The organism is Streptomyces sp. NBC_00986 (assembly GCF_045162565.1).
GTDB lineage: Bacteria > Actinomycetota > Actinomycetes > Streptomycetales > Streptomycetaceae > Streptomyces.
Window position 1 is genome coordinate 8,441,595 of the sequence record NZ_CP108733.1, and the last position, 23,319, is coordinate 8,464,913.

Sequence of the window (23,319 nt, forward strand, 5' to 3'; positions counted from 1 at the left end):
GCCTTTTGTGGGGGCACCGGGTGCCGTGATTTTGGCTGATTTCCGGGGAGTTTTCGCAGGTGAGCATGGCTGCGCTCGGCTGCGTCACGGGCGCGGGGCGCAGCCCAGAACGTGCGCCTTCACCAGCTCCGCGATCCGCGGATCCCGGCGCCGGAACGCGGCCACCAGCTCCTCGTGCTCCTCCGCGTACGACTGCTGGACCGTCCCCAGCCAGCGGATCGACAGGGCGGTGAACACCTCGATGCCGAGACCCTCCCAGGTGTGCAGCAGCACGGAGTTGCCGGCGGCGCGGACCAGTTCGCGGTGGAAGCCGACGGTGTGGCGGACCTGGCCGGTCCCGTCCGCGTCCCGGTCGGCCTCGTAGAGCGCGGCGACATGCGGTTCGAGCGCCGAGCAGTCCTGGGCCAGCTTCTCGGCCGCCAGCTCAGCGGCGATCGCTTCGAGACCGGCCCGCACCGGGTAGCTCTCCTCCAGGTCGGCCGCGGTCAGGTTCCGTACGCGTACGCCCTTGTTCGGCGCGGACTCGATCAGCCGCAGCGACTCCAGCTCGCGCAACGCCTCCCGCACCGGCGTCTGACTGACCTCGAGCTCGGTCGCGATCCGCCGCTCCACGATCCGCTCGCCCGGCTTCCAGCGACCGCTCACGATCCCCTCCACGATGTGCTCGCGGATCTGTTCGCGCAGCGAGTGGACGACGGGCGCGGTCATGAGAGCTCCTTAAGGGCGTTTGACGTTTAGACAATAAGGCCGCACGCCCGCTCGGGAGGGGCGCACGGGGGCGCTTTCATGCAGGTGAGACGAGACTTACATGCTGGTGGGCGGAGTGCGCGGGTGCCCTTCGGGGCGTCGGGGGGCGCGATGAACTGGGGTGTTCGAAGCGGGGCCCGTGGTCCCGGGCTGATGACGGTGAGGGTGACCGGTTGTCGACCGGCGCTCACTCCGGTGTGCGGCCGGACGGGCACCGCGCGGCTACGGATCATCGCCGACATCCCGCCCCCGGCGGCACCCGCGTCTTCGTGAGACCGGACGGCGCCCGGGAGTTGGGCCGAGTCGGCCGGGGTCGGCTGTACGCCCGGCGGCCACACCGGCGCCGGCACCCGACGGGATCGTACGCCGGGACGCTCGACGGCATGCCCCCGGGCGCGACCCGCTACCGCCGCGCAGGCTCCCCAGCGAGCGTTGCGGGCGCAGCCCGGGGCCGTGGTCCGGCGGGCGGCGCAGCGGGAACCCACCTCACCGGGCTGCCTGGACACGACGTACGCCCTGCCGCTGCCCGTGCGGGAAACGCGCGGTGCCCCCGCCCGGAAAGCTCCGGAACGGGGGCACCGTACGAACAAACAGGCCAGGTGGCTGGCGAGCCGGCTACAGGCCGAGCTCGACCTCGAACTCGCCTGCCTCCAGGATCGCCTTGACCGCCGTCAGATAGCGGGCGGCGTCCGCGCCGTCCACCAGGCGGTGGTCGTAGGAGAGAGTCAGGTACGTCATGTCGCGGACGCCGATGACCGTGCCGTCCTCGGTCTCGATGACCGCCGGGCGCTTGACCGTGGCGCCGATGCCGAGGATCGCGACCTGGTTCGGGGGCACGATGATCGTGTCGAACAGGGCGCCGCGCGAACCGGTGTTGGAGATGGTGAAGGTCGCGCCGGACAGCTCGTCCGGGGTGATCTTGTTCGCCCGGACCTTGCCCGCGAGCTCGGCGGTGGCCTTGGCGATACCGGCGATGTTCAGGTCGCCCGCGTGCTTGATGACCGGGGTCATCAGGCCCTTCTCGGAGTCCACCGCGATACCGACGTTCTCGGTGTCGAAGTAGGTGATCGTGCCGTCCTCGACGTTGATCCGGGCGTTGATGGCCGGGTGGGCCTTCAGCGCCTGGGCCGCCGCCTTCACGAAGAACGGCATCGGGGAGAGCTTGACGCCCTCACGGGCGGCGAAGGAGTCCTTCGCCTGGCCGCGCAGCCGCATCAGCCGCGTGACGTCGACCTCGACGACCGAGGACAGCTGCGCCTGCTCGTGCAGCGCCTTGACCATGTTGTCGCCGATGACCTTGCGGATGCGGGGCATCTTGACGGTCTGGCCGCGGAGCGGGGAGGCCTCCAGGACGGGGGCCTTCTTGGCGGTGGCGGCCGGTGCGGCGGCTGCGGCCGGAGCCGGGGCCGCAGCGGCGGCCTTCGCTGCCTCGGCGGCGGCGATGACGTCCTGCTTGCGGATACGGCCGCCGACGCCGGTGCCCTTGACGGTGGACAGGTCCACGCCGTTCTCGGACGCGAGCTTGCGCACCAGCGGGGTGACGTACGCGCCGTCGTCCGTCGCCTGCGCCGCGGCGGGGGCCGGAGCGGCCGGGGCCACCGGAGCCGGAGCGGCGACCGGCGCGGGGGCCGGAGCTGCGGGGGCGACCGGCGCCGGAGCGGCGGCGACCGGAGCGGGCGCCGGAGCCGGAGCCGGGGCGGGCGGTGCGACCGGAGCCGCGGGGGCCACCGGCGCGGGGGCCGGAGCCGGAGCGGCGGCCGCCGGAGCGGGCGCCGGGGCGGCGGGGGCCGGGGCAGCCGCCGGAGCGGCACCCGGGGCGCCGACGACGGCGAGCTTGGCGCCGACCTCGGCGGTCTCGTCCTCGCCGACCAGGATCTCCAGCAGGACGCCGGCGACCGGGGAGGGGATCTCGGTGTCGACCTTGTCGGTCGAGACCTCCAGGAGGGGCTCGTCCTCCGCGACCTCCTCGCCGACCTCCTTCAGCCAACGGGTGACGGTGCCCTCGGTGACCGACTCGCCCAGTGCGGGCAGCACGACGTCGGTGCCGGAGGCGCCACCGGCCGGAGCGGCAGGCGCCTCGGCGGGGGCCGCCGGGGCGGGCGCCGGAGCCGCGGGGGCCTCGGCGACCGGGGCCGGAGCGGGCTCGGGGGCCGGAGCCGCCTCGGGCTCGGCGGCCGGGGCCGGGGCAGCGGCGGGGGCGCCGGTACCGTCGTCGATCACGGCCAGCTCGGCGCCGACCTCGACGGTCTCGTCCTCGGCCACCTTGATGGAGGCCAGCACACCGGCGACGGGGGAGGGGATCTCGGTGTCGACCTTGTCGGTCGACACCTCGAGCAGCGGCTCGTCGGCCTCTACTCGCTCGCCCTCGGCCTTCAGCCAGCGGGTGACAGTGCCCTCGGTGACGCTTTCACCGAGCGCCGGAAGGGTTACGGAAACCGCCATGGTTTCGGTTGCTCCTTACGAATTGCGGAAGTCTGTGTCGTCGTCCGACCGAGGGGGTCAGTCGTGGGAGTGGAGAGGCTTGCCGGCCAGTGCCAGGTGGGCCTCGCCGAGCGCCTCGTTCTGCGTCGGGTGGGCGTGGATCAGCTGGGCGACCTCGGCGGGCAGCGCTTCCCAGTTGTAGATCAGCTGGGCTTCGCCGACCTGCTCGCCCATGCGGTCGCCGACCATGTGGACGCCGACCACGGCACCGTCCTTCACCTGGACGAGCTTGATCTCGCCCGAGGTGTTGAGGATCTTGCTCTTGCCGTTGCCCGCGAGGTTGTACTTCAGAGCGACGACCTTGTCCGCGCCGTAGATCTCCTTGGCCTTGGCCTCGGTGATGCCCACGGAGGCGACCTCGGGGTGGCAGTACGTCACCCGGGGGACACCGTCGTAGTCGATCGGAACGGTCTTCAGACCGGCCAGACGCTCCGCCACCAGGATGCCCTCGGCGAAGCCGACGTGCGCGAGCTGGAGCGTCGGGACCAGGTCACCGACGGCGGAGATGGTCGGGACGTTCGTCCGCATGTACTCGTCGACCGTGACGTAACCGCGGTCGATCGCGACGCCCTGCTCCTCGTAGCCGAGACCGGCGGAGACGGGCCCGCGGCCGACGGCGACGAGCAGCACCTCGGCCTCGAACTCCTTGCCGTCGGCGAGGGTGACCTTGACACCGTTCTCGGTGTACTCGGCCTTCGAGAAGAAGGTGCCCAGGTTGAACTTGATGCCGCGCTTGCGGAACGCGCGCTCAAGAAGCTTGGAGGAGTTCTCGTCCTCAAGGGGGGCGAGGTGCTTCAGGCCCTCGATGATCGTCACGTCGGCGCCGAAGGACTTCCACGCGGAGGCGAACTCCACGCCGATGACACCGCCGCCCAGGATGATCGCGGACTCCGGGACGCGGTCCAGGACGAGGGCGTGGTCCGAGGAGATGATCCGGTTGCCGTCGATCTCCAGGCCCGGCAGCGACTTCGGCACGGAGCCGGTCGCCAGCAGGACGTGGCGGCCCTGGATGCGCTGGCCGTTGACGTCGACGGAGGTGGGGGAGGAGAGCCGCCCCTCACCCTCGATGTAGTGCACCTTGCGGGATGCGATCAGACCCTGGAGTCCCTTGTACAGGCCCGAGATCACGCCGTCCTTGTACTTGTGGACGGCGGGTACGTCGATGCCCTCGAAGGTGGCCTTGACGCCGAACTGCTCGCTCTCGCGGGCCTGGTCGGCGATCTCGCCCGCGTGGAGCAGGGCCTTGGTGGGGATGCAACCTCGGTGCAGGCAGGTGCCGCCGACCTTGTCCTTCTCGATCAGGGCGACGTCCAGACCCAGCTGGGCCCCGCGCAGCGCCGCGGCGTACCCGCCACTACCACCGCCGAGGATCACTAGGTCGAAAACGGTGCTGGCGTCGTTCGCCACGTCACGTCCTCCATGCATGTGCGCCACGCCGGTCGGCGACGACCGGTCGGCGGCTGGTGTCCGGCCGCTCTTTCTTCGGCCCTGTGGTGGGGGCCCTGTCCTGCCGAGCCCATCTTCGCACTTGTCGGGGCCCAACGAGACGCCGGGCCCGGGTGTGAGACACCACACGCTCACATGAGAGACGGTTCTTCGATGAGATACCTAAGGGGCGACACCTTAGGGGCGCGGGGAACTGCGCGACCGGCCACAGACCGTCCCGCAGTCGCCCACGCACCCAAGGCATCGAGCTACTAGGCGAACGTCAGCCCAGATCCCCGGCCGCAGTCAGCTCCGCAAGCCGCACCAACGTCCGCACCGCAGACCCGGTCCCACCCTTGGGCGTGTAACCGAACGGCCCGCCCTCGTTGAACGCGGGCCCCGCGATGTCGACGTGGGCCCAGGTGATCCCCTCACCCACGAACTCCCGCAGGAACAGCCCGGCGACGAGCCCGCCACCCATCCGCTCACCCATGTTCGCGATGTCGGCGGTGGGGGAGTCCATCCCCTTACGCAGGTGCTCAGGCAACGGCATCGGCCACGACGGCTCACCGACCTCCTCGGCCGCGTCCACGATCGCCGCGCGGAACGCGTCGTCGTTCGCCATCACACCGAACGTCCGGCTCCCGAGAGCCAGAACCATCGCCCCGGTCAGCGTCGCCACGTCCACGATCGCGTCCGGCTTCTCGGCGGACGCGGCCCACAGAGCGTCCGCGAGAACAAGGCGGCCCTCCGCGTCCGTGTTGAGGACCTCGACGGTCTTGCCGCTGTACATCCGCAGCACGTCACCAGGACGGGTCGCGGAGCCCGACGGCATGTTCTCGGCGAGCGCCAGCCAGCCGGTGACATTGACCGCGAGGCCCAGACGCGCGGCGGCGACGACGGCCGCGAACACGGCGGCCGCACCGCTCATGTCGCACTTCATCGTCTCGTTGTGCCCGGCCGGCTTGAGCGAGATGCCGCCCGAGTCGTACGTGATGCCCTTGCCGACGAACGCGAGGTGCTTGGTGGCGTCGGCGTGCGTGTACGACAGCTTCACCAGCCGCGGACCGGCCGCGGAACCGGCGCCGACGCCGAGGATGCCGCCGTAGCCGCCCTTCTCCAGGGCCTTCTCGTCGAGCACCTGCACCTTGATGCCGTGCTCCTTCGCCGCGGTCTGCGCGACGGCGGCGAAGGCCTCGGGGTCGAGGTCGTTCGGCGGGGTGTTGATCAGGTCGCGGGCGCGGTTGAGCTCCTCGGTGACCGCGAGCGCACGCTCCACGGCCGCCTTGTACTCCTTGTCGCGCGGCTTGCCGCCGAGCAGGGCGACCTCGCCGAGCGGGGCCTTGCCCTTGGCGTCCTTGGCGCCGCCCTTGTACGCGTCGAAGGAGTACGCGCCGAGCAGCGCGCCCTCGGCGATCGCGCCGGCGTCGGCGGCGTCGGCGAGGGGGAGCGCGAAGACGGCCTTCTTGGCGCCGGTGAGCGCGCGGGCGGCGGCACCGGCGGCCCGGCGCAGCGCCTCGGCGCCGTACGCCTCGCCCTCCTCGGGCTCAGTGCCGAGTCCCACCGCGAGCACGAGCGGGGTCTTGAAGCCGGCCGGTGCGGGCAGCTTCGTGATCTCGCCCTCGGCACCGGAGGCGCCCAGGGTCTCCAGGACGCCGGCGAGCCTGCCGTCGTACGCCTTGTCCACGGCGTCGGCGCCCGGTGCGACGACCGGGCCCTTGCCGCCCTTGCCGACACCGATCACGATCGCGTCGGCCCGCAGGCCGGGCGCCGCGGCGGTGCTGAGAGTGAGAGCAGTCACAGTGGTGAATTCTCGCTTCCGATGTGAAGTTCCTGTGGTCGATCGGGGTGGGTCGACCGGGCCCGACAGCCGACCCTATTTCCGACCTGCGGCGGTGGTGGGCATAGGGGGCTGGTGGAGCGCCCAGGACGAGCGTACGCGCGTGTGTATGACGGCTCATTCCCGCGGGGGGTTCACCTCTTCCCGCGAGGGGTTCACCTACCGGAAGCGGAGTGGCCACTTCTCGATCCTGACCCTGGATGTCCTGCGCCACACTCGTGGGGTTCATGTGGGCGACATGCTCATCGATTTGCATGATTTCCACGGATCCTCCGCGAGACGACCACAGGGAGGATCGCTTGGGGGAGGGACGACATGGCGCACAGAACGCGCGGATGGAGAACCGGGGCCGCTGTACTGGCGGCCGCGGGACTGCTGGTGCTGGGCCTGGAGGCACCCGGCGCATCGGCCGCGGACGAGCCTCGCATCGATCTCAAGGTACTCGTCGTGGACAACGGAGACAGTCCCGTCCAGGCCATCGCCGCCCAGCTGAAGAGCGAGGGCATTCCGTACACGACTGTGAACCTGAACGACTCGGGCCGCCCCACGATCGACGCGGCCTTCCTCAGCGACACGGTCGACGGCACGCCCCGCGCGAAGTACCAGGGTGTCGTCCTGCCCAACGAGGCGCCGTTCGGGACGAGTTCGGCGGAACAGACCGCGCTGGACGGCTACGAGACGACGTACGGCATCCCTCAGGTCGACGCCTACACCTGGGCGCACCCGGAGGTCGGTCTCGACTACGCGGCCTACTCCGGGGCACTCGACGGGCATGAGGCAGATGTCACGTCCGACGGCAAGGCGGGCTATTTCGGCTATCTTGACGGACCGCTCACGTTCGAGGACAACTCCGCGTCCGTACAGGAGAGTTACGGCTTCGTGGCCACGCCTCGGACCGGTTTCACGAGCTATGTCGACACCGCCGTACCGGGCGGTACCGGGCGCGGCAGCCTGGTCGGCGAGTACGCCCACGACGGACGCCGTGAACTGGTGCTGACCTTCGCGTACAACCAATACCAGCAGCAGTTCCGGGTGTTGGCGCGCGGCATCGTCGAATGGCTGACTCAGGGCGTACACCTGGGCCAGGCGCGCAACTATTTCTCCGTGCATGTCGACGACGTCTTCGCCCCCGACGACCGCTGGGACACCGAGCTCAACTGCACGCCCGGCGACTACGACTGCGCCGCGGGCGAGGGCTCGGACAGTGTGCCGATCCGGATGACCGCGGCCGACGCGGCGTACGCGGCCCAGTGGGAGCAGGACCACGCCTTCACCTTCGACCTGGCCTTCAACGCGGGCCTGGGCGAGGACTGGAAGAGCGAGAACGGCGGCACGGACGCCCTGACCGACCAACTCCTCGCCGACAAGGCCGACTTCCGCTGGATCAACCACACGTACACGCACGAATTCCTGGGCTGCGTCCAGGACTTGACGTCCGTGCCGTGGAGCTGCACGAAGAACGCCGACGGCTCGACCCAGTACATGAGCCGGGCCGACATCTCCGCGGAGATCGCCAACAACTACGACTGGGCTCTGGCGAACGGCCTTCCGGTCGAGCGGGACGAGCTGGTCACCGGTGAGCACTCGGGTCTGAAGACGCTGCCGCAGCAGCCCGACGACAACCCGAACCTGGCCGGCGCCCTCGCCGACAACGGCATCACGTGGACGGCCTCCGACCACTCCCGCGAGAGCGACCAGCGGGCCGTCGGCGACTCGCTCACCGTGCCGCGCTACCCGATGAACGTGTACTACAACGCGGGCACCAAGGCCGAGATGGCCGACGAGTACAACTGGATCTACACCTCCACGGCCGACGGCGGCAGCGGAGTCTGCGAGAACAACCCCGACTCCACCTGCCTGGCAGCCCCGTTGGACACCGCCACCGGCTACGACGACTACATCGTCCCGCAGGAGGCGGCCACCGACCTCGGCCACGCCATCAGCAACGACCCGCTCCCGCACTACGCGCACCAGTCCAACCTGGCCGAGGACCGCGTCCTCTACCCGGTCCTGGACCAGGTGCTCGCCGGCTACCAGGCGCTGTTCGCCGACAACACCCCGCTGGAGAACCTGCGGGAGAGCGCGATCGGCACCGAACTGCAGAACCGCACCGCCTGGCAGACCGCCGTCACGAACGGCGACGTCGAGGCGTACCGGATCGGCACCACCGTCACCGTCAACGCCCCCACAGGGATCCAGATCCCGTTGACCGCACCGGAAGGGACCACCAAGCAACTTCCCCTCGGCACCACCGCGTTCGGGACGCCGTACGCGGGAGAGCGCTCGGCCTGGACCACGCCGGAGCTTACGCAGACCGCTCTCACGCTGAACCTGCCCGCCTGACCCCACGACACGCAGCGCAGCCAGCCATCACGCGTACCCCGGCCCCCCACAGACCGGTCGGGGTACGCCCCAGAGCCGTCAACAGTTCCGCAGGGGGGAACTCGCATGATGCGCACAGGCCGTCATGTCACCATGCTCACCGAAGGCACCTATCCGCACGTCCACGGCGGGGTCAGCACCTGGTGCGACCAGCTCGTCAAGGGCATGCCGGAGGTGGACTTCCACATCCTGTCGCTCACCGGCAGCGGTCGCGAACCCGTGACCTGGGAGCTGCCGTCCAACGCCTACCGGCACACGTCCGTCCCGACCTGGGGACCGCGCCCGGGCCGCCACAGGCACGGCCTGTACGGCGCCGCCCGCCGCCGCTTCGTCGACTCCTACGAGCGGTTCCTGCTCTCCTTCCTCGACCCCGAGGCGCACTGCGACTTCGGCGAGAGCCTCTACGAGCTGGCCCGACTCGCCCGCCAGGGACGCCTGTCGGCGGCCCTGCGCACCGAGACCGCGCTGCGCTCGCTGATGTGGATATGGACGATGCCGCACCTGGCAACGGCCGCCGCCCGCCCCACAGTTCACGACGCGCTCACCGCAACGGACCTGCTGGAGCACGCACTTCGCCCGCTCGGCGTCCGCATCCCCGAGGACTGTGTCGCCCACGCCGTCAGCAGCGGCCTCGCGACCCTGCCCGCGCTCGCCGCCAAGAAGCTCGACGGAGTGCCCTTCCTCCTCACCGAGCACGGCATCTACCTGCGCGAGCGCTACCTCGGCTACCGCCGCGACGGCCAGCGCTGGCCCGTGAAGGCGTTCATGCTCGGCTTCTACCGCGAGCTGAACTCCCTCGGCTACAAGGCCGCCGACCTGATCACCCCGTGCAACCAGTACAACCGCCGCTGGGAGGAGCGCGGCGGCGCCGACGCCGACAAGATCCGCACGGTCTACAACGGCGTCGACCCGGCCGCCTTCCCGCACGCGGGCCCCGAACCGGAGATCCCCACGCTCTCCTGGTGCGGCCGCGTGGACCCGATCAAGGACCTTGAAACACTTCTACGCGCGTATGCGGCCGTCCGCGCGGAAATGCCCGAAACCAGGCTGCGCCTCTTCGGCCCCGTCCCGGCCGGCGGCGAGGCCTACCGCACCAGACTCGAGAAGCTCGCCGCCGAGTTGGGCGTCACCGACGGCGTCACCTTCGAGGGCCGCATCAGCGAGGTCTGGCGCGCCTACGCGGCAGGTCACGTAGTCATGCTCTCCTCGATCTCCGAAGGCTTCCCCTTCTCGATCATCGAGGCCATGTCCTGCGGCCGTACGACCGTCTCGACCGACGTCGGCGGGGTCAGCGAGGCCGTCGGCGACACCGGCCTCGTGGTCCCCCCGCGCGAGCCGGAGAAGATGGCGGCCGCCGCCCTCACCCTCCTCCGCGACGACGAACGCCGCCTGAAATTGGGGGAGTTGTCCCGCCAGAGGGTCATTGAGCGCTTCACGTTGCGTCGCTCGGTGGACAATTTCCGGACTATTTACCAGGAGCTCGCGGGCCGCCCCGAGGTGTACGAGCCCACGGTCGAGACCGTCGCCGACTGGACCGCGGAACTGCGCGATCCGTGGTACAAGGCCGTCGCCACGGACGGGACGGACTGGTGACCGGTTCCATCTGGCTGCCGCCGGGGGCGAGTTCGGACACCGTCCCCGGCATCCCCAGGCAACGCCCCTCACCGAGCTGGGCCGAGCCGGACCCGATCGACGAACTGGCCGACCGCCTGGACGAGTTCGTCGCCGCGGCCGTGCACCCCGACGAGATAGCGGCCCTCCTGGAGTCCGACGGCATGTCGGACGACCAGATACGCGAGCGCTACGGCGTCAAGAACTCCTTCGCCCTGGCGGAGGAGTTGTACGAACGCGTAGCCCGCCGCTTCCCGGAACCGGACGGCCCGGTCCACGACCCCTGGCAAGTAGGTCTGCTCGGCTGCCTGTTGAGAGGCGTGGTCTTCGCCCTCCCCGGCTTCGGCTACGTCCTGGGCGCCCCCCTCCTCGCAGGCACCGTCCCCCTCCTGGCAAGCGCCCTGGTCGGCTGGACCTGGAACCAGGGCCTGGCCCACCGCGCGTACTCCTGGCTGGGCCTGGGCGACAAACCGGCAGCCCGCCACAGCCTCCTCACCGGCGCCCCCTTGGGCGCACTCCTGGGCGCCGCGGTAGCCCTCGCGGTAGCGGGCACGGCCCACCCGGCGGCCGTGGCCTTCGCGGCAGGCCAGTCCTGCTACCTGGGCGCAGCCACGGTCCTCCTGGTCATGGGCCGCGAACGGGCCCTGCTGGCAACCTTGTTGCCGATGACGGCGGTCGCGGTCGTGGCCATGCTTCAGCCGATTCCGGACGCGCTGAGACTGACCTTGCTGCTGGGCTCCCTGCTGGCGGTGACGACACTCGCTCTACTTGAAATAAGGCCTGACGGGATCGGCTTCAAGGGGCGCGGTGCTGTATTCAATGTGCGGCTACCGCCGCGTGGGCGCGACCAGCCACAACGCACCCGTAGACAAAAAACCACAATGGCGCCCCGACTTACAGGCTCCCTCCCCTTCGCGTTGTTCGGCCTGGGCAGCGGCGCCCTCGTCCTCTACGCCGCCCTGAGCGGCAGCGCGGTCGCCGCAGTCGCCCTGACCCTGAGCATGGGCCCAGCCGAATGGCTCCTGTACCGCTTCCGCAGCGGCAGCCTCACCGGCCTACGCAACAGCCGCACCCCCAAGGCCTTCTGGCGCACAACAGGCCAAACCCTCACCCTGTGCCTGACCGCCTACCTGGCAGCCCTCTCCGCCCTGACCCTCCTGGCCACCACCCTCTGGCCCCACACCCCAGCCCCCGGCGGAGTAAGCCTCGCCGCCCTGCTCCTCCTCGGCACGGTCCTGTGGACGGGCCTGCTCCTGCAGTCCTTCGGCGCGGTCCTGGGCGCGGCAGCGACCTGCTGTACGGCAGCAGCGGCCCAAACGCTGGCCCTCCTCACCCACGCAGCAGGCCCGCACTGGATCGCCCTGTACGTGAACGGCACCGCGGCCCTGGTCCAAGCGGCCCTGATCTGCGCCCTGTTGGGCAGGGTTACGGCACACCGATGAGCCAACTCCTGGTCCCGTACTACGAACACCCGACCGTCCGCCCCGCGGAATGGGCCGCGATCGTGGCGGCGGCCCCCCGCCTCTACGCCGTGGTCCTCAACCCGGCCAGCGGCCCCGGCGAAGCCCCGGACCCGGCCTTCGCCGAGGTGGCGGCCCAACTCCGCGCGGCGGAGGTGAGGTTGCTCGGCTACACGGACACGGACTACGGCCGCCGCCCGTACGCAGACGTAGTGAAGGACCTGACCCACTACCGGGACTGGTACGACACGGACGGTGCCTTCCTGGACCAAGTGGCGGCAGACCAGCAGGAGTTCAGGCACTACCAACGCATTGCCACCGCCGCCTGGGGCACAGGCTGCGCCACGCTCGTCCTGAACCATGGCACGACCCCGCACCCGTCGTACGCCCGCATAGCCGACGTCCTGGTGACCTTCGAGGGCCCCTGGACGACGTACCGCCAACTACCGCGCCAGTCCTGGCGAGGCACCACAGGAATCCGCTTCGGCCACCTCGTCTACGGCGTCCCGCCCGACGCCGAGTTCGAAGCGGAGGCCCGAGCCAGGGGGGCCTCGGTGCACTGCGCGGTACCGGGCGTGGGAGATCATCCGTGGGGTACTTTGCCCCACACCCTGGAGCCCGTTCAGTGAGACGCCCCACCCTGCCGCTAACCCTGCTCCTCCTGCTGCTGCTCGCGGGCTGCACCTCCACCCCCGACGACAAGCCGACCCCCACACAGACCACAGGGAAGCGCTGGCAGCCCCGCCCGGGGGTGGCCTGGCAGTGGCAACTGAGCGGCCGCCTGGACACCTCCGTCGACGTCCCGGTCTACGACATCGACGGCTTCGACCACTCCAAGGCGACGGTGACCGCGCTGCACGCCAAGGGCCGCAAGGTCATCTGCTACATCTCGACCGGCGCCTGGGAGGACTTCCGCCCCGACGCGAAGAAGTTCCCCAAGGCGGTCCTGGGCAAGGGCAACGGCTGGAAGGGCGAACGCTGGCTCGACATCCGCAACACGGACGTCCTCGAACCCTTGATGGCGGCCCGCCTGGACATGTGCCGCGACAAGGGCTTCGACGCGGTGGAACCCGACAACATGGACGGCTACGAGAACGACACCGGCTTCCCCCTCAAAGCAGCCGACCAACTCCGCTACAACCGCCTCATCGCGAAACTCGCCCACGACCGGGGCATGGCAGTCGGCCTGAAGAACGACCTGGACCAAATCCCCGCCCTGGTGACCGACTTCGACTTCGCGGTCAACGAACAGTGCGCCCAGTACGACGAGTGCGACACCCTGACCCCGTTCATCAAGGCGAACAAGGCGGTCTTCCACGTCGAGTACGACCTCCCGACGACCCGCTTCTGCGCCGACTCCCGCCGCCTGAAGCTGAGTTCACTGGAGAAGAAGTACGAACTGGGAGCATGGCGTCGTTCCTGTTGAACAAGCCTGAGGGCAGTTCCCTTAGGGGCGCGGGGCTGTATTTGATATGCGGCTACCGCCGCGTGGGCGCGACCAGCCACGACGAACCGGCACTCACCCACCAAACGAAAGCACCACGAACGCGGCCGTAGCCGCAGTCTCCGCAAGCCCTCCGAACACGTCCCCGGTAACCCCACCAAACCGCCGCCGACAGTGCCGCAGAAGAAACTCAGCGACAACCAGGGCCATAACAAACGCGGGGCCGATCCCATAGATCCCCAGTGCCACCCCGAACGCCCAACCCACGACCACGACCCCCACCCCCAGGCCCAGCGCCCAGCGAACCGGCACCACACCGGCGACCGCCGCCCCCAACCCCTCCGGCCGAGCCGCAGGCACCCCCACCCGCGCGGCAAGCGTCAGCGCAAGCCGTGCGGCGACCGCCGAAACAAGGGCCCCGACCGCACCCCGGGCCCACGAGTCGCCGTAGAGCTGGGAGAGCGCAGCCACCTGCCCCAGAACCACGAAAACAAGAGCGAGCACCCCGAACGGCCCGATGTCCGACTGCTTCATGATCCGCAGCGCATCCTCGGCCGGTTTCCCGCTACCAAGCCCATCGGCAGTGTCCGCAAGCCCATCCAGATGCAGCCCCCGCGTAAGAACGGCAGGCACGGCAACGCTCCCGACGGCGGCAAGCAACGGCCCCGCCCCCAGGAACAGAAACAGCAGCCCGACCCCCGCCGCACACCCCCCGACGACCACCCCGACGACCGGCGCCACCAGCATCCCGGCGCGCGCGGCACCCCGATCCCAGCGGGTCACCCCGACCGGGAGAACAGTCAGCGTGCCGAACGCGAAGCGGAGGCCGTCGAGGGGCGAGGTCTTGGACACCGGCGCAGATTACCCGGCGGTCAGGAGGGCGCCCACCGCGGCCGTGACTAAAGTGCGCATATGGGACATTGGCTGCACCGCAACATCGTCGAGCCGGGCAAACTCCCGCTCCTCCTCGCGCTGACCGCCTTCGTCCTGACCTTCCTCATCACCCGGGTCATCACCCGCCTGATCCGCGCCGGCAAGGGCCCCTTCGGCAACATCAAGGCCGGCGACGTGCACATCCACCACGTCGTCCCGGGTGTGGTCCTCACCGTGATCGGCGGCTTCGGCGCGGTGGCAAGCACCCGCTACGGCGTCGGATCGGCGGTGTTCGCGATCGTCTTCGGCATGGGCGCGGGCCTGGTCCTGGACGAGTTCGCGCTGATCCTCTACCTCGACGACGTGTACTGGACCGAGGCGGGCCGCAAGAGCGTCGAGGCGGTGGTACTCACGGCGGCCCTGGTCGGCTTCGTCCTGGCCGGCTTCTCACCCTTCGGCGTCAACGACCTCACCGCCTCCGAACTCCACGACCGCGCCGGCGTGATCGTCAGCGTCGCCGTGAACTTTCTGTTCTCCCTCATCGCGCTGAGCAAGGGCAAGGCCCGCACCGCGGTCTTCGGCATCCTCGTCCCGCTGGTCGCCGTCGTCGGCGCGATCCGCCTGGCCCGCCCGGGTTCCCCCTGGGCGAAGCGCTTCTACCGCAACCGCCGCCACCGGGCCCGAGCCCGTTCCACCCTCCGCGCCTACCACCACGACCGCCGCTGGGCGGGGCCCCGCCGTGCTTTCCAGGACTGGATCGGGGGCAAGCCGGATCCGGAGCCGGTACGGATTCCCGGGCGGCGGTGAGGAGGAGGGGGCGGATCGCCGGGGGAGGGACCCATGTCGCGGAAAGTGTGTCACTTTCCGAAAAACTGTCACACTTTGCGGGAGAAGGGTCCCTGGCGCAGCCGGGGCGGCCTCACCGTGACCGCCTACCCGACGCCGGCCCAAAGCCACCCCGCCGGTGCCGCACCGCCGAAGCCAGACACAGCAGCCCCACTGCGATGATCGCCGCCAGGTGTTCCTTGCCCGCGAGGTTGCCCTTCAGCATCACCTCGATCACCATCGCCCCGGTCACCGCCAGCGCCGTCGCATACGCGCCGTAGCGCCACGCGACGAACACCGCGAGGCCGACCACCGCCGCGGACGGACCCGTGTCCACGACCAGCCGGTCCGAACTGGGCAGCCCGAAGGGGTTGTCGAAGCCGAGCCAGATGCCCAGCCGCGCGTACAGCGTGCCGGCGAGCGTCGCGGCGTAGGCGATGACCAGCGTGCGCCAGCGGCCGAGGCAGATCTCCGCGATGCCGAACACGAAGAGGATCTGGGCGAGGGCGCCCCACACGGGGAGGTCCAGGGCCGGGACGAAGAGGGACAGCGGGGTGCGGAGGAGGGCCAGCCACAGCGGATCGACGGCCCGTACCGCGCCCGTGTCCTGCACGAACTGGTAGCCCCAGGACTGGTTCTGCACGAACTGCAGCAGCGCCGTCAGCAGCACCGCCCCGATCGTCATCGGGATCGCCCGCCGGCGCCGCTTCAGCAGCGGCTCGCGCACGGTGACGTAGAGCAGTCCCCATTCGGCGCGGGCCCAGCGGGCGAGGCGGTTCATCTGTGGGTCTCCAGGTGCTTGCGGTGCAGCCACTTCGGCAGGCCCGGCGCCTCCAGGAAGCCTTCCGCGCGCGCCGCCGCGAGGCCGATGCGCAGCAGGTCCGCGCTCTTCTCGAAGAGCAGGAACCGGGGTTCCCAGATGGGCCGGTACTTGGCGTTGGCGCGGTACAGCGACTCGATCTGCCACCAGCGCGAGAAGAAGCTGAGGAGTGACCTCCACAGCCGCAGCACCGGCCCGGCGCCGATCCGCGCCCCCCGTTCGAAGACCGAGCGGAACATGGCGAAGTTGAGCGAGACCTGGGTGATGCCGATCTCCTGGGCGCGGCGGAGGAGTTCGATCACCATGAACTCCATGAGCCCGTTGTCGGAGTCGCGGTCGCGCCGCATCAGGTCCAGCGACAGCCCGTGCGGACCCCAGGGCACGAAGGACAGCACCGCCCTCAACTCGCCCTCCCCGTCGGTGCATTCGAGCATCACGCAGCGCCCGTCGTCCGGGTCGCCGAGCCGCCCCAGCGCCATGCTGAACCCGCGCTCGGTGGCCCCGTCCCGCCAGTCGTCGGCGCGCTTCAGCAGGTACGCCATCTCGTCGGCCGGGATGTCCTCGTGCCGCCGGATCCGCACGGTGTACCCGGCCCGCTTCACCCGGTTGAAGGCCTGCCGCACGGTCCGCATGGCGCGCCCTTCCAGCGTGAACTCGGCGACCTCGACGAGGGCTTCGTCCCCGAGTTCGAGGGCGTCGAGGCCGTGCCGTGCGTAGACGGTGCCGGCTTCCTCGCTCGCGCCCATGACGGCCGGAATCCATCCGTGAACGCGGGCTTCCGCGAGCCACGGCTCGATCGCGCCGGGCCACGCCTCCGGGTCGCCGATCGGGTCGCCCGAGGCCAGCGAGACCCCGCCGACGACCCGGTACGCGACGGCCGCCTTGCCGGTCGGCGACCACACCACGCTCTTCTCCCGGCGCAGCGCGAAGTACCCGAGCGAGTCCCGCTCGCCCTGCCGCTCCAGCAGCGCCCGCAGCTTCTTCTCGTCGTCCTCGGTGAGCGGGTCGACGGCGCGCCGGGAGCGGAACGCGGCGTAGAACACGGCGAGGACCAGGACCGTGCTGAGGACGTTGATGACGACGTTGACCCAGTTCGGGGTCCAGATGCCGGGGAAGCGATTCTCCGGCGCGGCGATGGACACCAGCCGGAACGCGCCGTAGCGCCAGCGCTCCACGAACGTCGAACGGGACGCGTCGTGCGCCTGGTTGGTGACCGTCACCAGCAGCGCGGCGAGCAGCGAGGCGGCCAGGGTGCCGCCGACGGCGACGACGGCGGCGAGCCGGGGGTTGGACCGGTCGCCCTTGGCGTAGAACTCCCGCCGCCCCACGAGGAGTGCGCCGACGAAGGCCGCGGTCAGCACCAGGGAGATCCAGTTCTGCGGGTACCGGCGGATCTCCTGGAACGACATCGCGAACCCGAACAGCGCGAGGAACAGCCCGCTGACCACCAGGTTCAGGATCCACGCGGCGCGTTTGCGGCGCCGCATGGTGATGGCGAGGAACGCCGTGAACACCCCGGACGCGAAGCCTGCCGTCAGCAGGTACGGGGTGAAGAAGTTCTCCTGGTTGTGCCGTCGTACGTCCTGCCCCAGCGAAACCCACGCGGCGCTGAGGAAGTTGATGAACGCGACGGCCCGCAGATACCAGACGGCGAAGGCCGCGGCCCGCCGCGAGGCGCCTGAGCTATGACGTTCCTGAACGGGCCCGACCCGGACATCTCCCATGAAGGAGGATCATATGGGTGTTGTCGCGACGAACGGTTCTTATCCGCCGCCACAACGATCACGCCCCGGTCACTCCTCGGACTCCTTGGCCCGGGCCGACCGACTTGTCGACCCCGGCAGGCTGCCGTACAGCGGCCGGCTTCTCGGTCCCGGTCGGGTTCTCGATCCCGGCCGGCTGCTACGCGTCGGTCGGCTTCTCGACCTCGGCCGGATCGTCGGCCTTCTCCGGACCCACGACTGCTTCCGGCTCCTCGGCCCGCTCCGGCTCGGCCGCCGCTTCAGGCGCCACGGAAGACTCCGCCGACTTTTCCGCCTCCGTCGACGCTTCCTCCGCCTCCTCCAACTCCTCCGGTTTCAGGGGGAGTTCGGCCGCCAGCGCCGCCGCGGCCTGTACCAGCGGCAGCGCGAGCAGTGCGCCCGCGCCTTCGCCGACGGTCACGCCGTGGTCGAGGAGGGGCTCCAGGGCCATCCGGTCCAGGGCCTTCGCCTGGCCCGGTTCGCCGCTGTTCTGGCCGGCGAGCCACCAGTCCGGTGCCCGGAACGCGACCCGCTGGCCCACCAGCGCGCACGCGGCGGCGACGACGCCGTCCAGGATCACCGGCAGCTTCCGTACGGCGCTCTGCAGCAGGAACCCGGTCATCGCGGCGAGGTCGGCGCCGCCCACCGTCGCGAGCAGTTGCAACTGGTCGCCCAGCACCGGCCGGGCCCGCCGCAGCGCGTCCCGGATCGCCGCGCACTTGCGCATCCACGCCAGGTCGTCGATCGCGAGGCCACCCCGCCCGGTGACGACGGACGCGTCGGTCCCGCACAGTGCCGCGATCAGCACGGAGGCAGGCGTCGTACCGCCGACGCTCACATCACCGAGGACCACCAGATCCGTACCGGAGTCGGCCTCCTCGTTCGCTACGGCGACCCCCGCCTCGAACGCGGCCGTCGCCTCCTCCAGCGTCAGCGCGTCCTCGATGTCGATACGCCCGCTGCCCCGCCGTACGCGGTGCTTCACGACCGCGTCCGGCAGTGAACCGGGATCGCAGTCCAGGCCCATGTCCACGATCCGCACCGGCACCCCGAGCCGCCGCGCGAGCACCGCCGCCGGGCTGCCGCCCTCCAGCACCGACCGCACCAACTCCCTGGCGCTGCCCGCCGGTCGGGCCGACACACCGAGTTCGGCGATCCCGTGGTCGCCCGCGAACAACACCACACGCGGCCGTTCGACCGGCCGCACGGGCACGGCGCCCTGCGCCGCCGCCAGCCACTCACCCAGGTCGTCGAGTCGGCCCAGCGACCCGGGCGGCACGATCTGACGTTCGCGGCGCGCCTCTGCGTCACGGCGCACACCGCCGTCGGGGCGCTCGATCAGATCGGTGAAGTCGTCGAGATTAAGCGAGCTCATTCGCCGAACAGTACCGGCAGCGATCGAACGCGACAGCGCCACATGGCCACCACGCGCCCCGGACGTCCTTGCCCTCAAGATCTAGATCCCGTACGTATCGGTTTGCACCGTTTTGCCGTACGTCTCCGGGAGCCGCCCATGAACAGCCTGCGCACCCGCGTCAGCACGCGCGTCAGCACCCTCGACGCACGCCGCCGCCACCGCGCGCTGGCCCGCGCGATCCTCCGGCTCCTCCCCGAACCGGAGAGCTGGCTCGACGTCGGCACCGGCGACGCCCACTTCCCGGAAACGGCGAAGGCCCTCTTCCCGTACACCGCCTTCGACGGCGTCGACCCCACCCCCCGAGTCGTCCGCGCCCGCGCCGCCGAACGCATCGAGGAGGCCTACGCCGGCCACCTCACGGACTCCCACATCACGACCGCCCTCCAGTCCCGCTACGACGTGGTCACCCTCCTGCGCGACCGCTCCCCGGCCCCCGACCCCGACGCCGAACTCGGCGCCGCCCTCACGGTCCTGCGCCCCGGCGGCCTCCTCCTCCTGGAAGGCCCCCCGGACGCCCTCCGCGCCCAACTGGAGCCCCATGACTGCGAGTTGGTCACCGAACACCGGGGCTTCCAGGACCGGCTCCCGCCCCCGCAGCGCCTGATCGCCCGCAGAAAACAGCAGCCCTAGCCGCGCAGGGCGAGCGCCTGCCCGGCGACCACCAGCAACACGTGCTCGCACTCACCGGCGACCGCGGCGTTCAACCGCCCCAGCTCGTCCCGGTACCGGCGCCCGGACGCGGTCGCCGGCACGATCCCCGAACCGACCTCGTTGGACACGGCGACCAGGGTCCGCCGGGTGGCCCGCACGGCAGCGGTCAACTCCCGTACCCGCTCGCGGAGTCGCTTCTCCCCGCCGTCCCCCCACTCCGTGTCGTCCCAGGCCCCCACGGAGTCCATGGCGTCCGTCAGCCACAGCGACAGACAGTCGATGAGCAACGGCGGCCCGTCCTCCGCCAGCAACGGCACCAGGTCACACGTCTCCGCCGTACGCCACGACCCCGGCCGCCGCTCCCGGTGCGCGGAGACCCGGGAGGCCCACTCGGTGTCCCCGTTGCGCGAGCCGCCGGTGGCGACGTACAGCACGTCCGGAAACGCCTCCAACCTCCGCTCGGCCTCGACCGACTTCCCGGACCGCGCCCCGCCCAGCACCAGCGTCCGCCGCGGCACATCGGGCACGTCCTCGTACACCCCCACGGTCAACGTCGTCCCGTCCGGCACGGCCCGCGCCCCCACGGCGGCCAGCCGCCGCGCCAACTCGGCCCCCGGCGCCACATCGTGATCGAGATGGACGGCGATGACGTCGGTGGCGGGCCCCATCGCCCCGACGGCCCGCAGCTTCGCAAGAGCATCCGGCCGCCCCACGACATCCGCGAGCACCATGTCGTACGACGGCACGGCCCCCTCCTCGAGCCCGGCCGGCGCACCCCCCGGCGGCAGATACAGCGCCCGCTGCCCGTCGGGCCCGGTGACGGCGTACCCGGTACCGGGCGCGTCCATCGCCACCGCCCGCACCCGATGCCCCGTCAACAACGCCAGCTCCCGCCCGTCCGGCACCCGCCCCGGCTGCGGCAGCCCGGCAGGCACCTCCACCGCCGGCCCATCATGCGGATGCGACAACAACACCTGCCGCACACCGCCGAGCGAGTGCCCGGCCCGAGCAGCGGCGAAGGCCGCCCCGGGCGTCAGATCGAGCAGCAGCGTCCCGTCCACGAGCACGGCGGTGGCGGCCCGCGCATCGACCCCGAGCGACACGGCACAGGCCGCACAGGGACAGTCAGGCCGCGGGAGTCCAGCCGGGGCACCAGTACCGAGCAGAGTCAGTTCCACGGGACGATTTTCACCGTTCACCGGTGAACATGCGCGCCCTGGTCCCACCCAGGGGCGCGGAGAACTGCGCGAGAAGCCCCACCGGCCCGCACCCGACCGAATATCCGCAGCTCACCCCCCACTAACCCAGCGGAGCGAATACGCTGCACACAGAAGCCGGACCAAGATCCGGCTTCTGTTCTGCACGCGCTCAGACTTTGGAGGCGTAGATGGCGGCATGGATCTGGCGGTTCGAGAAGTCCGACGGGACCGAGGTCGAACCCGCGGTCACGCCGGAGGAGTTCACCACACAGGGCGACGCGGAGTCCTGGCTCGGCGAGATCTGGAAAGAACTCGTCGCGGGCGGCGCGGACCAGGTCTTCCTCTTCGAGGACGGCACGCAGATCTACGGCCCGATGAGCCTGCATGCCGAGGACGCGTAGCCCGTCGTAGGCCAAAGAGGTGGGGGCGGCCGGTACTTCTCCGGCCGCCCCCACCTCGTTCCTGAACTGAACTGAGCCGGGCTACTGCTCGCCCAGCGTCACATCGACCTTCTTCGACGCCCCGTTCCGCGTGTACGTCACCGACGTCTTCTGCCCCGGCTTGTCGGACGCCAGCGCCTCCGACAACGAGGTGATCGTGGTGATGCCCGTGTCACCGAGCTTCGTGATGATGTCGCCCGCCTGGATACCGGCCTTGTCGGCGGCCCCGCCGCTCTTCACCTCGACGACGGCGACCCCGGCGGCCTGGTAACTGTCGTCGACGACCGTACGTCCGGTGATGCCGAGGGCCGCCCGCCCCGAGTCGGTGACCTTGCCGTCCTTCACGATCTGGTCGGCAACGGTCTTCACCATCGAGGACGGGATCGCGAACCCGATCCCCGGCGCCGCACTGCCCCCGAGGTCGGGATCGGTGGCGGCAAGGGTCGGGATGCCGATGACCTGCCCGTTCAGATTCACCAGCGCGCCCCCGCTGTTGCCGGGGTTGATCGCGGCCGAGGTCTGCACCATGTTGGCGATGGTCGCGCCCGTACCGCCCCCGGAACTGCCTTCGCTGACGGTCCGTCCGGTCGCCGACACGATGCCCTGCGTCACGCTGGACGACAGTCCCAGCGGCGAGCCCATGGCGAGGACGATCTGCCCCACCTCGACCTTGGAGGAGTCCGCGAAGGTCGCCGCCTTCAGCCCGTCCGGCACCTTGTCCAGCTTGACGACGGCCAGGTCCTGCTCGGGATACGAGTAGACGAGCTTGGCGGTGAGCACGTCCTCGCTGTTGGCGGTGGTCACCTTGAAGGTCTTCTCGTCCCCGACGACGTGCGCGTTGGTGACGATGTGCCCTTGGTCGTCGTACACGACCCCCGACCCCAGATCACTGCTGGCCTGGATCTGCACGACCGACGGCAGGACCTCCTTGATCACCTTCAGGTAGTCGCTCTGCAGGTCGTCACTCGCCATCGGTACGGCGGCCTCGGCGGCCTGCGTGGTCGAGCCGTCCTTCTTCGAGGAGGCCGACGAGGACGACCCGGAGCCGGAACATCCGGCGACCAGCGCGAGCGAACAGGCGAGACCGGCGAGGAGAGCGACCGGCCGCAGGGCACGGACACGAGCACGGATACGAGTACGGGTATGGGAGGAGTCCATACCGCGAGTGTCTCTTTGGGGTGAATGTCCGGCTTGTACTGCTGACCCGAACGGGCCCCTAGGGGGACCAGGGAGAGGGCCGCGCCCTCAGCCCCGCACACCGCACAGATGCAGCAGCGCGGCCACCGCCCGGTACGGATCCGTCCGCCCGGCCCGCTCCTCGGCGGCCAGCAGCGACTCGACGTCCGCCGGGATCTCCACGCCCGCCGGAGCGGTGTCGGTGAAGACCCGCACGCCGTACCAGGCCTGCAAGGGCGCCCCGATCCCCGCGAGCGTGGCCGTCAGGGTGCCCAGCCGGTCGGCCCGCACATCGAGGCCCAGCCGATTGCGGTACGCGGTCGAATCGAACGCGCCCAGCGCGCCCGCCCAGTTCCAGGACAGCCCGGGCCGCATGGCCAGCGCGTCGGCGTTCCGCACGAGAAGAGACAGGAGCCCACCCGGCGCCAGCATCCGCGCCAGCCCGGCGAGCAGCGGATCGGGCTCGGACACGTACATGAGTACGCCATGGCAGAGAACGACATCGAAGCTGCCCGGCAGGAAGTGCACGCCCGTGTCCCGGCCGTCGCCCTCGATGATCCGCACCCGCTCCCGGATGCCCTCGGGCTCGCCGGACAGCGCCTCACGGGCCGCGGCGACCATCTTCGGTTCCTGTTCGAGCCCGGTCACCTGGTGCCCGGCCCGGGCCAGCCGCAGCGCCTGCGTGCCCTGGCCCATCCCGACGTCGAGCACCCGCAGCCGCTGCCCGACCGGATACCGGCCGGCTATCTGCTCGTCGAGCTGCCGAGCCACCAGCTCCTGTCGTAC

Annotated in this window: 19 protein-coding genes; 8 read left to right on the forward strand and 11 right to left on the reverse strand. The window is 70.6% G+C overall.

Features of this window, described 5'->3' with window-relative positions:
- Positions 1 to 84: 84 nt before the first annotated feature.
- From OG504_RS37785 to OG504_RS37800, 4 genes are all read right to left on the reverse strand, one after another.
- The gene (locus OG504_RS37785) at positions 85 to 708 is read right to left on the reverse strand and encodes a GntR family transcriptional regulator (protein WP_405839241.1); all 624 of its coding nucleotides are present in this window, start codon (positions 706 to 708) and stop codon (positions 85 to 87) included.
- 654 nt (positions 709 to 1,362) lie between these two features.
- A complete protein-coding gene (sucB, locus tag OG504_RS37790; protein WP_405993828.1) occupies positions 1,363 to 3,189 on the reverse strand; it encodes a 2-oxoglutarate dehydrogenase, E2 component, dihydrolipoamide succinyltransferase in 1,827 nt (608 codons plus the stop codon).
- A 57-nt stretch (positions 3,190 to 3,246) separates the two neighbouring features.
- Entirely contained in the window at positions 3,247 to 4,635 is a 1,389-nt protein-coding gene (lpdA, locus tag OG504_RS37795) for a dihydrolipoyl dehydrogenase (protein ID WP_405993829.1), read from the reverse strand.
- A gap of 301 nt (positions 4,636 to 4,936) precedes the next feature.
- Positions 4,937 to 6,454, reverse strand: a complete 1,518-nt coding sequence (locus tag OG504_RS37800; protein ID WP_405993830.1) for a leucyl aminopeptidase — start codon at positions 6,452 to 6,454, stop codon at positions 4,937 to 4,939.
- 354 nt (positions 6,455 to 6,808) lie between these two features.
- On the opposite strand from OG504_RS37800, the gene OG504_RS37805 reads away from it, so the two are divergent.
- From OG504_RS37805 to OG504_RS37825, 5 genes are all read left to right on the forward strand, one after another.
- Complete coding sequence (locus OG504_RS37805) at positions 6,809 to 8,836, forward strand: hypothetical protein (RefSeq protein WP_405993831.1); 2,028 nt, start codon at positions 6,809 to 6,811, stop codon at positions 8,834 to 8,836.
- 105 nt (positions 8,837 to 8,941) lie between these two features.
- Entirely contained in the window at positions 8,942 to 10,468 is a 1,527-nt protein-coding gene (pelF, locus tag OG504_RS37810) for a GT4 family glycosyltransferase PelF (protein WP_405993832.1), read from the forward strand.
- Positions 10,465 to 11,928 (forward strand): hypothetical protein, encoded by a 1,464-nt coding sequence (locus OG504_RS37815; RefSeq protein ID WP_405993833.1) that lies wholly within the window; start codon positions 10,465 to 10,467, stop codon positions 11,926 to 11,928. Before pelF ends, OG504_RS37815 begins: the two co-directional genes overlap by 4 nt.
- On the forward strand, positions 11,925 to 12,575 hold the full coding sequence (locus tag OG504_RS37820) for a spherulation-specific family 4 protein (RefSeq protein ID WP_405993834.1): 651 nt from the start codon (positions 11,925 to 11,927) through the stop codon (positions 12,573 to 12,575). The genes OG504_RS37815 and OG504_RS37820 overlap by 4 nt, the downstream gene beginning before the upstream one ends.
- Entirely contained in the window at positions 12,572 to 13,372 is an 801-nt protein-coding gene (locus OG504_RS37825; RefSeq protein WP_405993835.1) for an endo alpha-1,4 polygalactosaminidase, read from the forward strand. The genes OG504_RS37820 and OG504_RS37825 overlap by 4 nt, the downstream gene beginning before the upstream one ends.
- A 93-nt stretch (positions 13,373 to 13,465) precedes the next feature.
- Here the strand turns inward: OG504_RS37825 and OG504_RS37830 are convergent, their stop codons facing one another.
- Positions 13,466 to 14,242, reverse strand: coding sequence for an adenosylcobinamide-GDP ribazoletransferase (locus OG504_RS37830; protein WP_405993836.1), 777 nt, complete (start codon positions 14,240 to 14,242; stop codon positions 13,466 to 13,468).
- Positions 14,243 to 14,302: 60 nt separating this feature from the next.
- Here OG504_RS37830 and OG504_RS37835 point away from each other — a divergent pair, with 60 nt between their 5' ends.
- Positions 14,303 to 15,070 carry a hypothetical protein gene (locus tag OG504_RS37835; RefSeq protein WP_405993837.1) on the forward strand — a complete coding sequence of 256 codons (768 nt, stop codon included), beginning with the start codon at positions 14,303 to 14,305 and terminating at the stop codon, positions 15,068 to 15,070.
- Positions 15,071 to 15,182: 112 nt separating this feature from the next.
- Here OG504_RS37835 and OG504_RS37840 read toward each other — a convergent pair whose 3' ends face one another.
- The 3 genes from OG504_RS37840 to cobT form a co-directional block, all read right to left on the reverse strand.
- A complete protein-coding gene (locus OG504_RS37840) occupies positions 15,183 to 15,869 on the reverse strand; it encodes a hypothetical protein (protein WP_405993838.1) in 687 nt (228 codons plus the stop codon).
- Positions 15,866 to 17,632, reverse strand: coding sequence for a phosphatidylglycerol lysyltransferase domain-containing protein (locus tag OG504_RS37845; RefSeq protein WP_405993839.1), 1,767 nt, complete (start codon positions 17,630 to 17,632; stop codon positions 15,866 to 15,868). Before OG504_RS37845 ends, OG504_RS37840 begins: the two co-directional genes overlap by 4 nt.
- A 178-nt stretch (positions 17,633 to 17,810) precedes the next feature.
- Positions 17,811 to 19,025: a nicotinate-nucleotide--dimethylbenzimidazole phosphoribosyltransferase gene (cobT, locus tag OG504_RS37850; RefSeq protein WP_405993840.1), complete on the reverse strand. Its 1,215-nt coding sequence runs from the start codon at positions 19,023 to 19,025 to the stop codon at positions 17,811 to 17,813.
- 138 nt (positions 19,026 to 19,163) lie between these two features.
- Here cobT and OG504_RS37855 point away from each other — a divergent pair, with 138 nt between their 5' ends.
- Positions 19,164 to 19,697, forward strand: coding sequence for a methyltransferase domain-containing protein (locus OG504_RS37855; protein WP_405993841.1), 534 nt, complete (start codon positions 19,164 to 19,166; stop codon positions 19,695 to 19,697).
- Here OG504_RS37855 and OG504_RS37860 read toward each other — a convergent pair.
- Positions 19,694 to 20,896: a bifunctional adenosylcobinamide kinase/adenosylcobinamide-phosphate guanylyltransferase gene (locus tag OG504_RS37860; RefSeq protein ID WP_405993842.1), complete on the reverse strand. Its 1,203-nt coding sequence runs from the start codon at positions 20,894 to 20,896 to the stop codon at positions 19,694 to 19,696. The two genes, OG504_RS37855 and OG504_RS37860, sit on opposite strands and share 4 nt — an antisense overlap.
- A gap of 209 nt (positions 20,897 to 21,105) precedes the next feature.
- On the opposite strand from OG504_RS37860, the gene OG504_RS37865 reads away from it, so the two are divergent.
- Complete coding sequence (locus OG504_RS37865; RefSeq protein ID WP_033284163.1) at positions 21,106 to 21,318, forward strand: hypothetical protein; 213 nt, start codon at positions 21,106 to 21,108, stop codon at positions 21,316 to 21,318.
- A gap of 81 nt (positions 21,319 to 21,399) precedes the next feature.
- On the opposite strand, the gene OG504_RS37870 is transcribed toward OG504_RS37865, so the two are convergent.
- The gene (locus tag OG504_RS37870) at positions 21,400 to 22,515 is read right to left on the reverse strand and encodes a S1C family serine protease (protein WP_405993843.1); all 1,116 of its coding nucleotides are present in this window, start codon (positions 22,513 to 22,515) and stop codon (positions 21,400 to 21,402) included.
- 87 nt (positions 22,516 to 22,602) lie between these two features.
- Positions 22,603 to 23,304, reverse strand: a complete 702-nt coding sequence (locus tag OG504_RS37875) for a class I SAM-dependent methyltransferase (protein WP_405993844.1) — start codon at positions 23,302 to 23,304, stop codon at positions 22,603 to 22,605.
- Between the last annotated feature and the right edge of the window lie 15 nt (positions 23,305 to 23,319).

What these genes read in the sequence shown, in the direction of transcription:
- OG504_RS37785 (WP_405839241.1), bottom strand. Translation starts at nt 708, where the DNA reads ATGACCGCGCCCGTCGTCCACTCGCTGCGCGAACAGATCCGCGAGCAC.
- sucB (WP_405993828.1), bottom strand. Translation starts at nt 3,189, where the DNA reads ATGGCGGTTTCCGTAACCCTTCCGGCGCTCGGTGAAAGCGTCACCGAG.
- OG504_RS37805 (WP_405993831.1), top strand. Translation starts at nt 6,809, where the DNA reads ATGGCGCACAGAACGCGCGGATGGAGAACCGGGGCCGCTGTACTGGCG.
- pelF (WP_405993832.1), top strand. Translation starts at nt 8,942, where the DNA reads ATGATGCGCACAGGCCGTCATGTCACCATGCTCACCGAAGGCACCTAT.
- OG504_RS37820 (WP_405993834.1), top strand. Translation starts at nt 11,925, where the DNA reads ATGAGCCAACTCCTGGTCCCGTACTACGAACACCCGACCGTCCGCCCC.
- OG504_RS37835 (WP_405993837.1), top strand. Translation starts at nt 14,303, where the DNA reads ATGGGACATTGGCTGCACCGCAACATCGTCGAGCCGGGCAAACTCCCG.
- OG504_RS37840 (WP_405993838.1), bottom strand. Translation starts at nt 15,869, where the DNA reads ATGAACCGCCTCGCCCGCTGGGCCCGCGCCGAATGGGGACTGCTCTAC.
- OG504_RS37845 (WP_405993839.1), bottom strand. Translation starts at nt 17,632, where the DNA reads ATGGGAGATGTCCGGGTCGGGCCCGTTCAGGAACGTCATAGCTCAGGC.
- cobT (WP_405993840.1), bottom strand. Translation starts at nt 19,025, where the DNA reads ATGAGCTCGCTTAATCTCGACGACTTCACCGATCTGATCGAGCGCCCC.
- OG504_RS37855 (WP_405993841.1), top strand. Translation starts at nt 19,164, where the DNA reads ATGAACAGCCTGCGCACCCGCGTCAGCACGCGCGTCAGCACCCTCGAC.
- OG504_RS37865 (WP_033284163.1), top strand. Translation starts at nt 21,106, where the DNA reads ATGGCGGCATGGATCTGGCGGTTCGAGAAGTCCGACGGGACCGAGGTC.
- OG504_RS37870 (WP_405993843.1), bottom strand. Translation starts at nt 22,515, where the DNA reads ATGGACTCCTCCCATACCCGTACTCGTATCCGTGCTCGTGTCCGTGCC.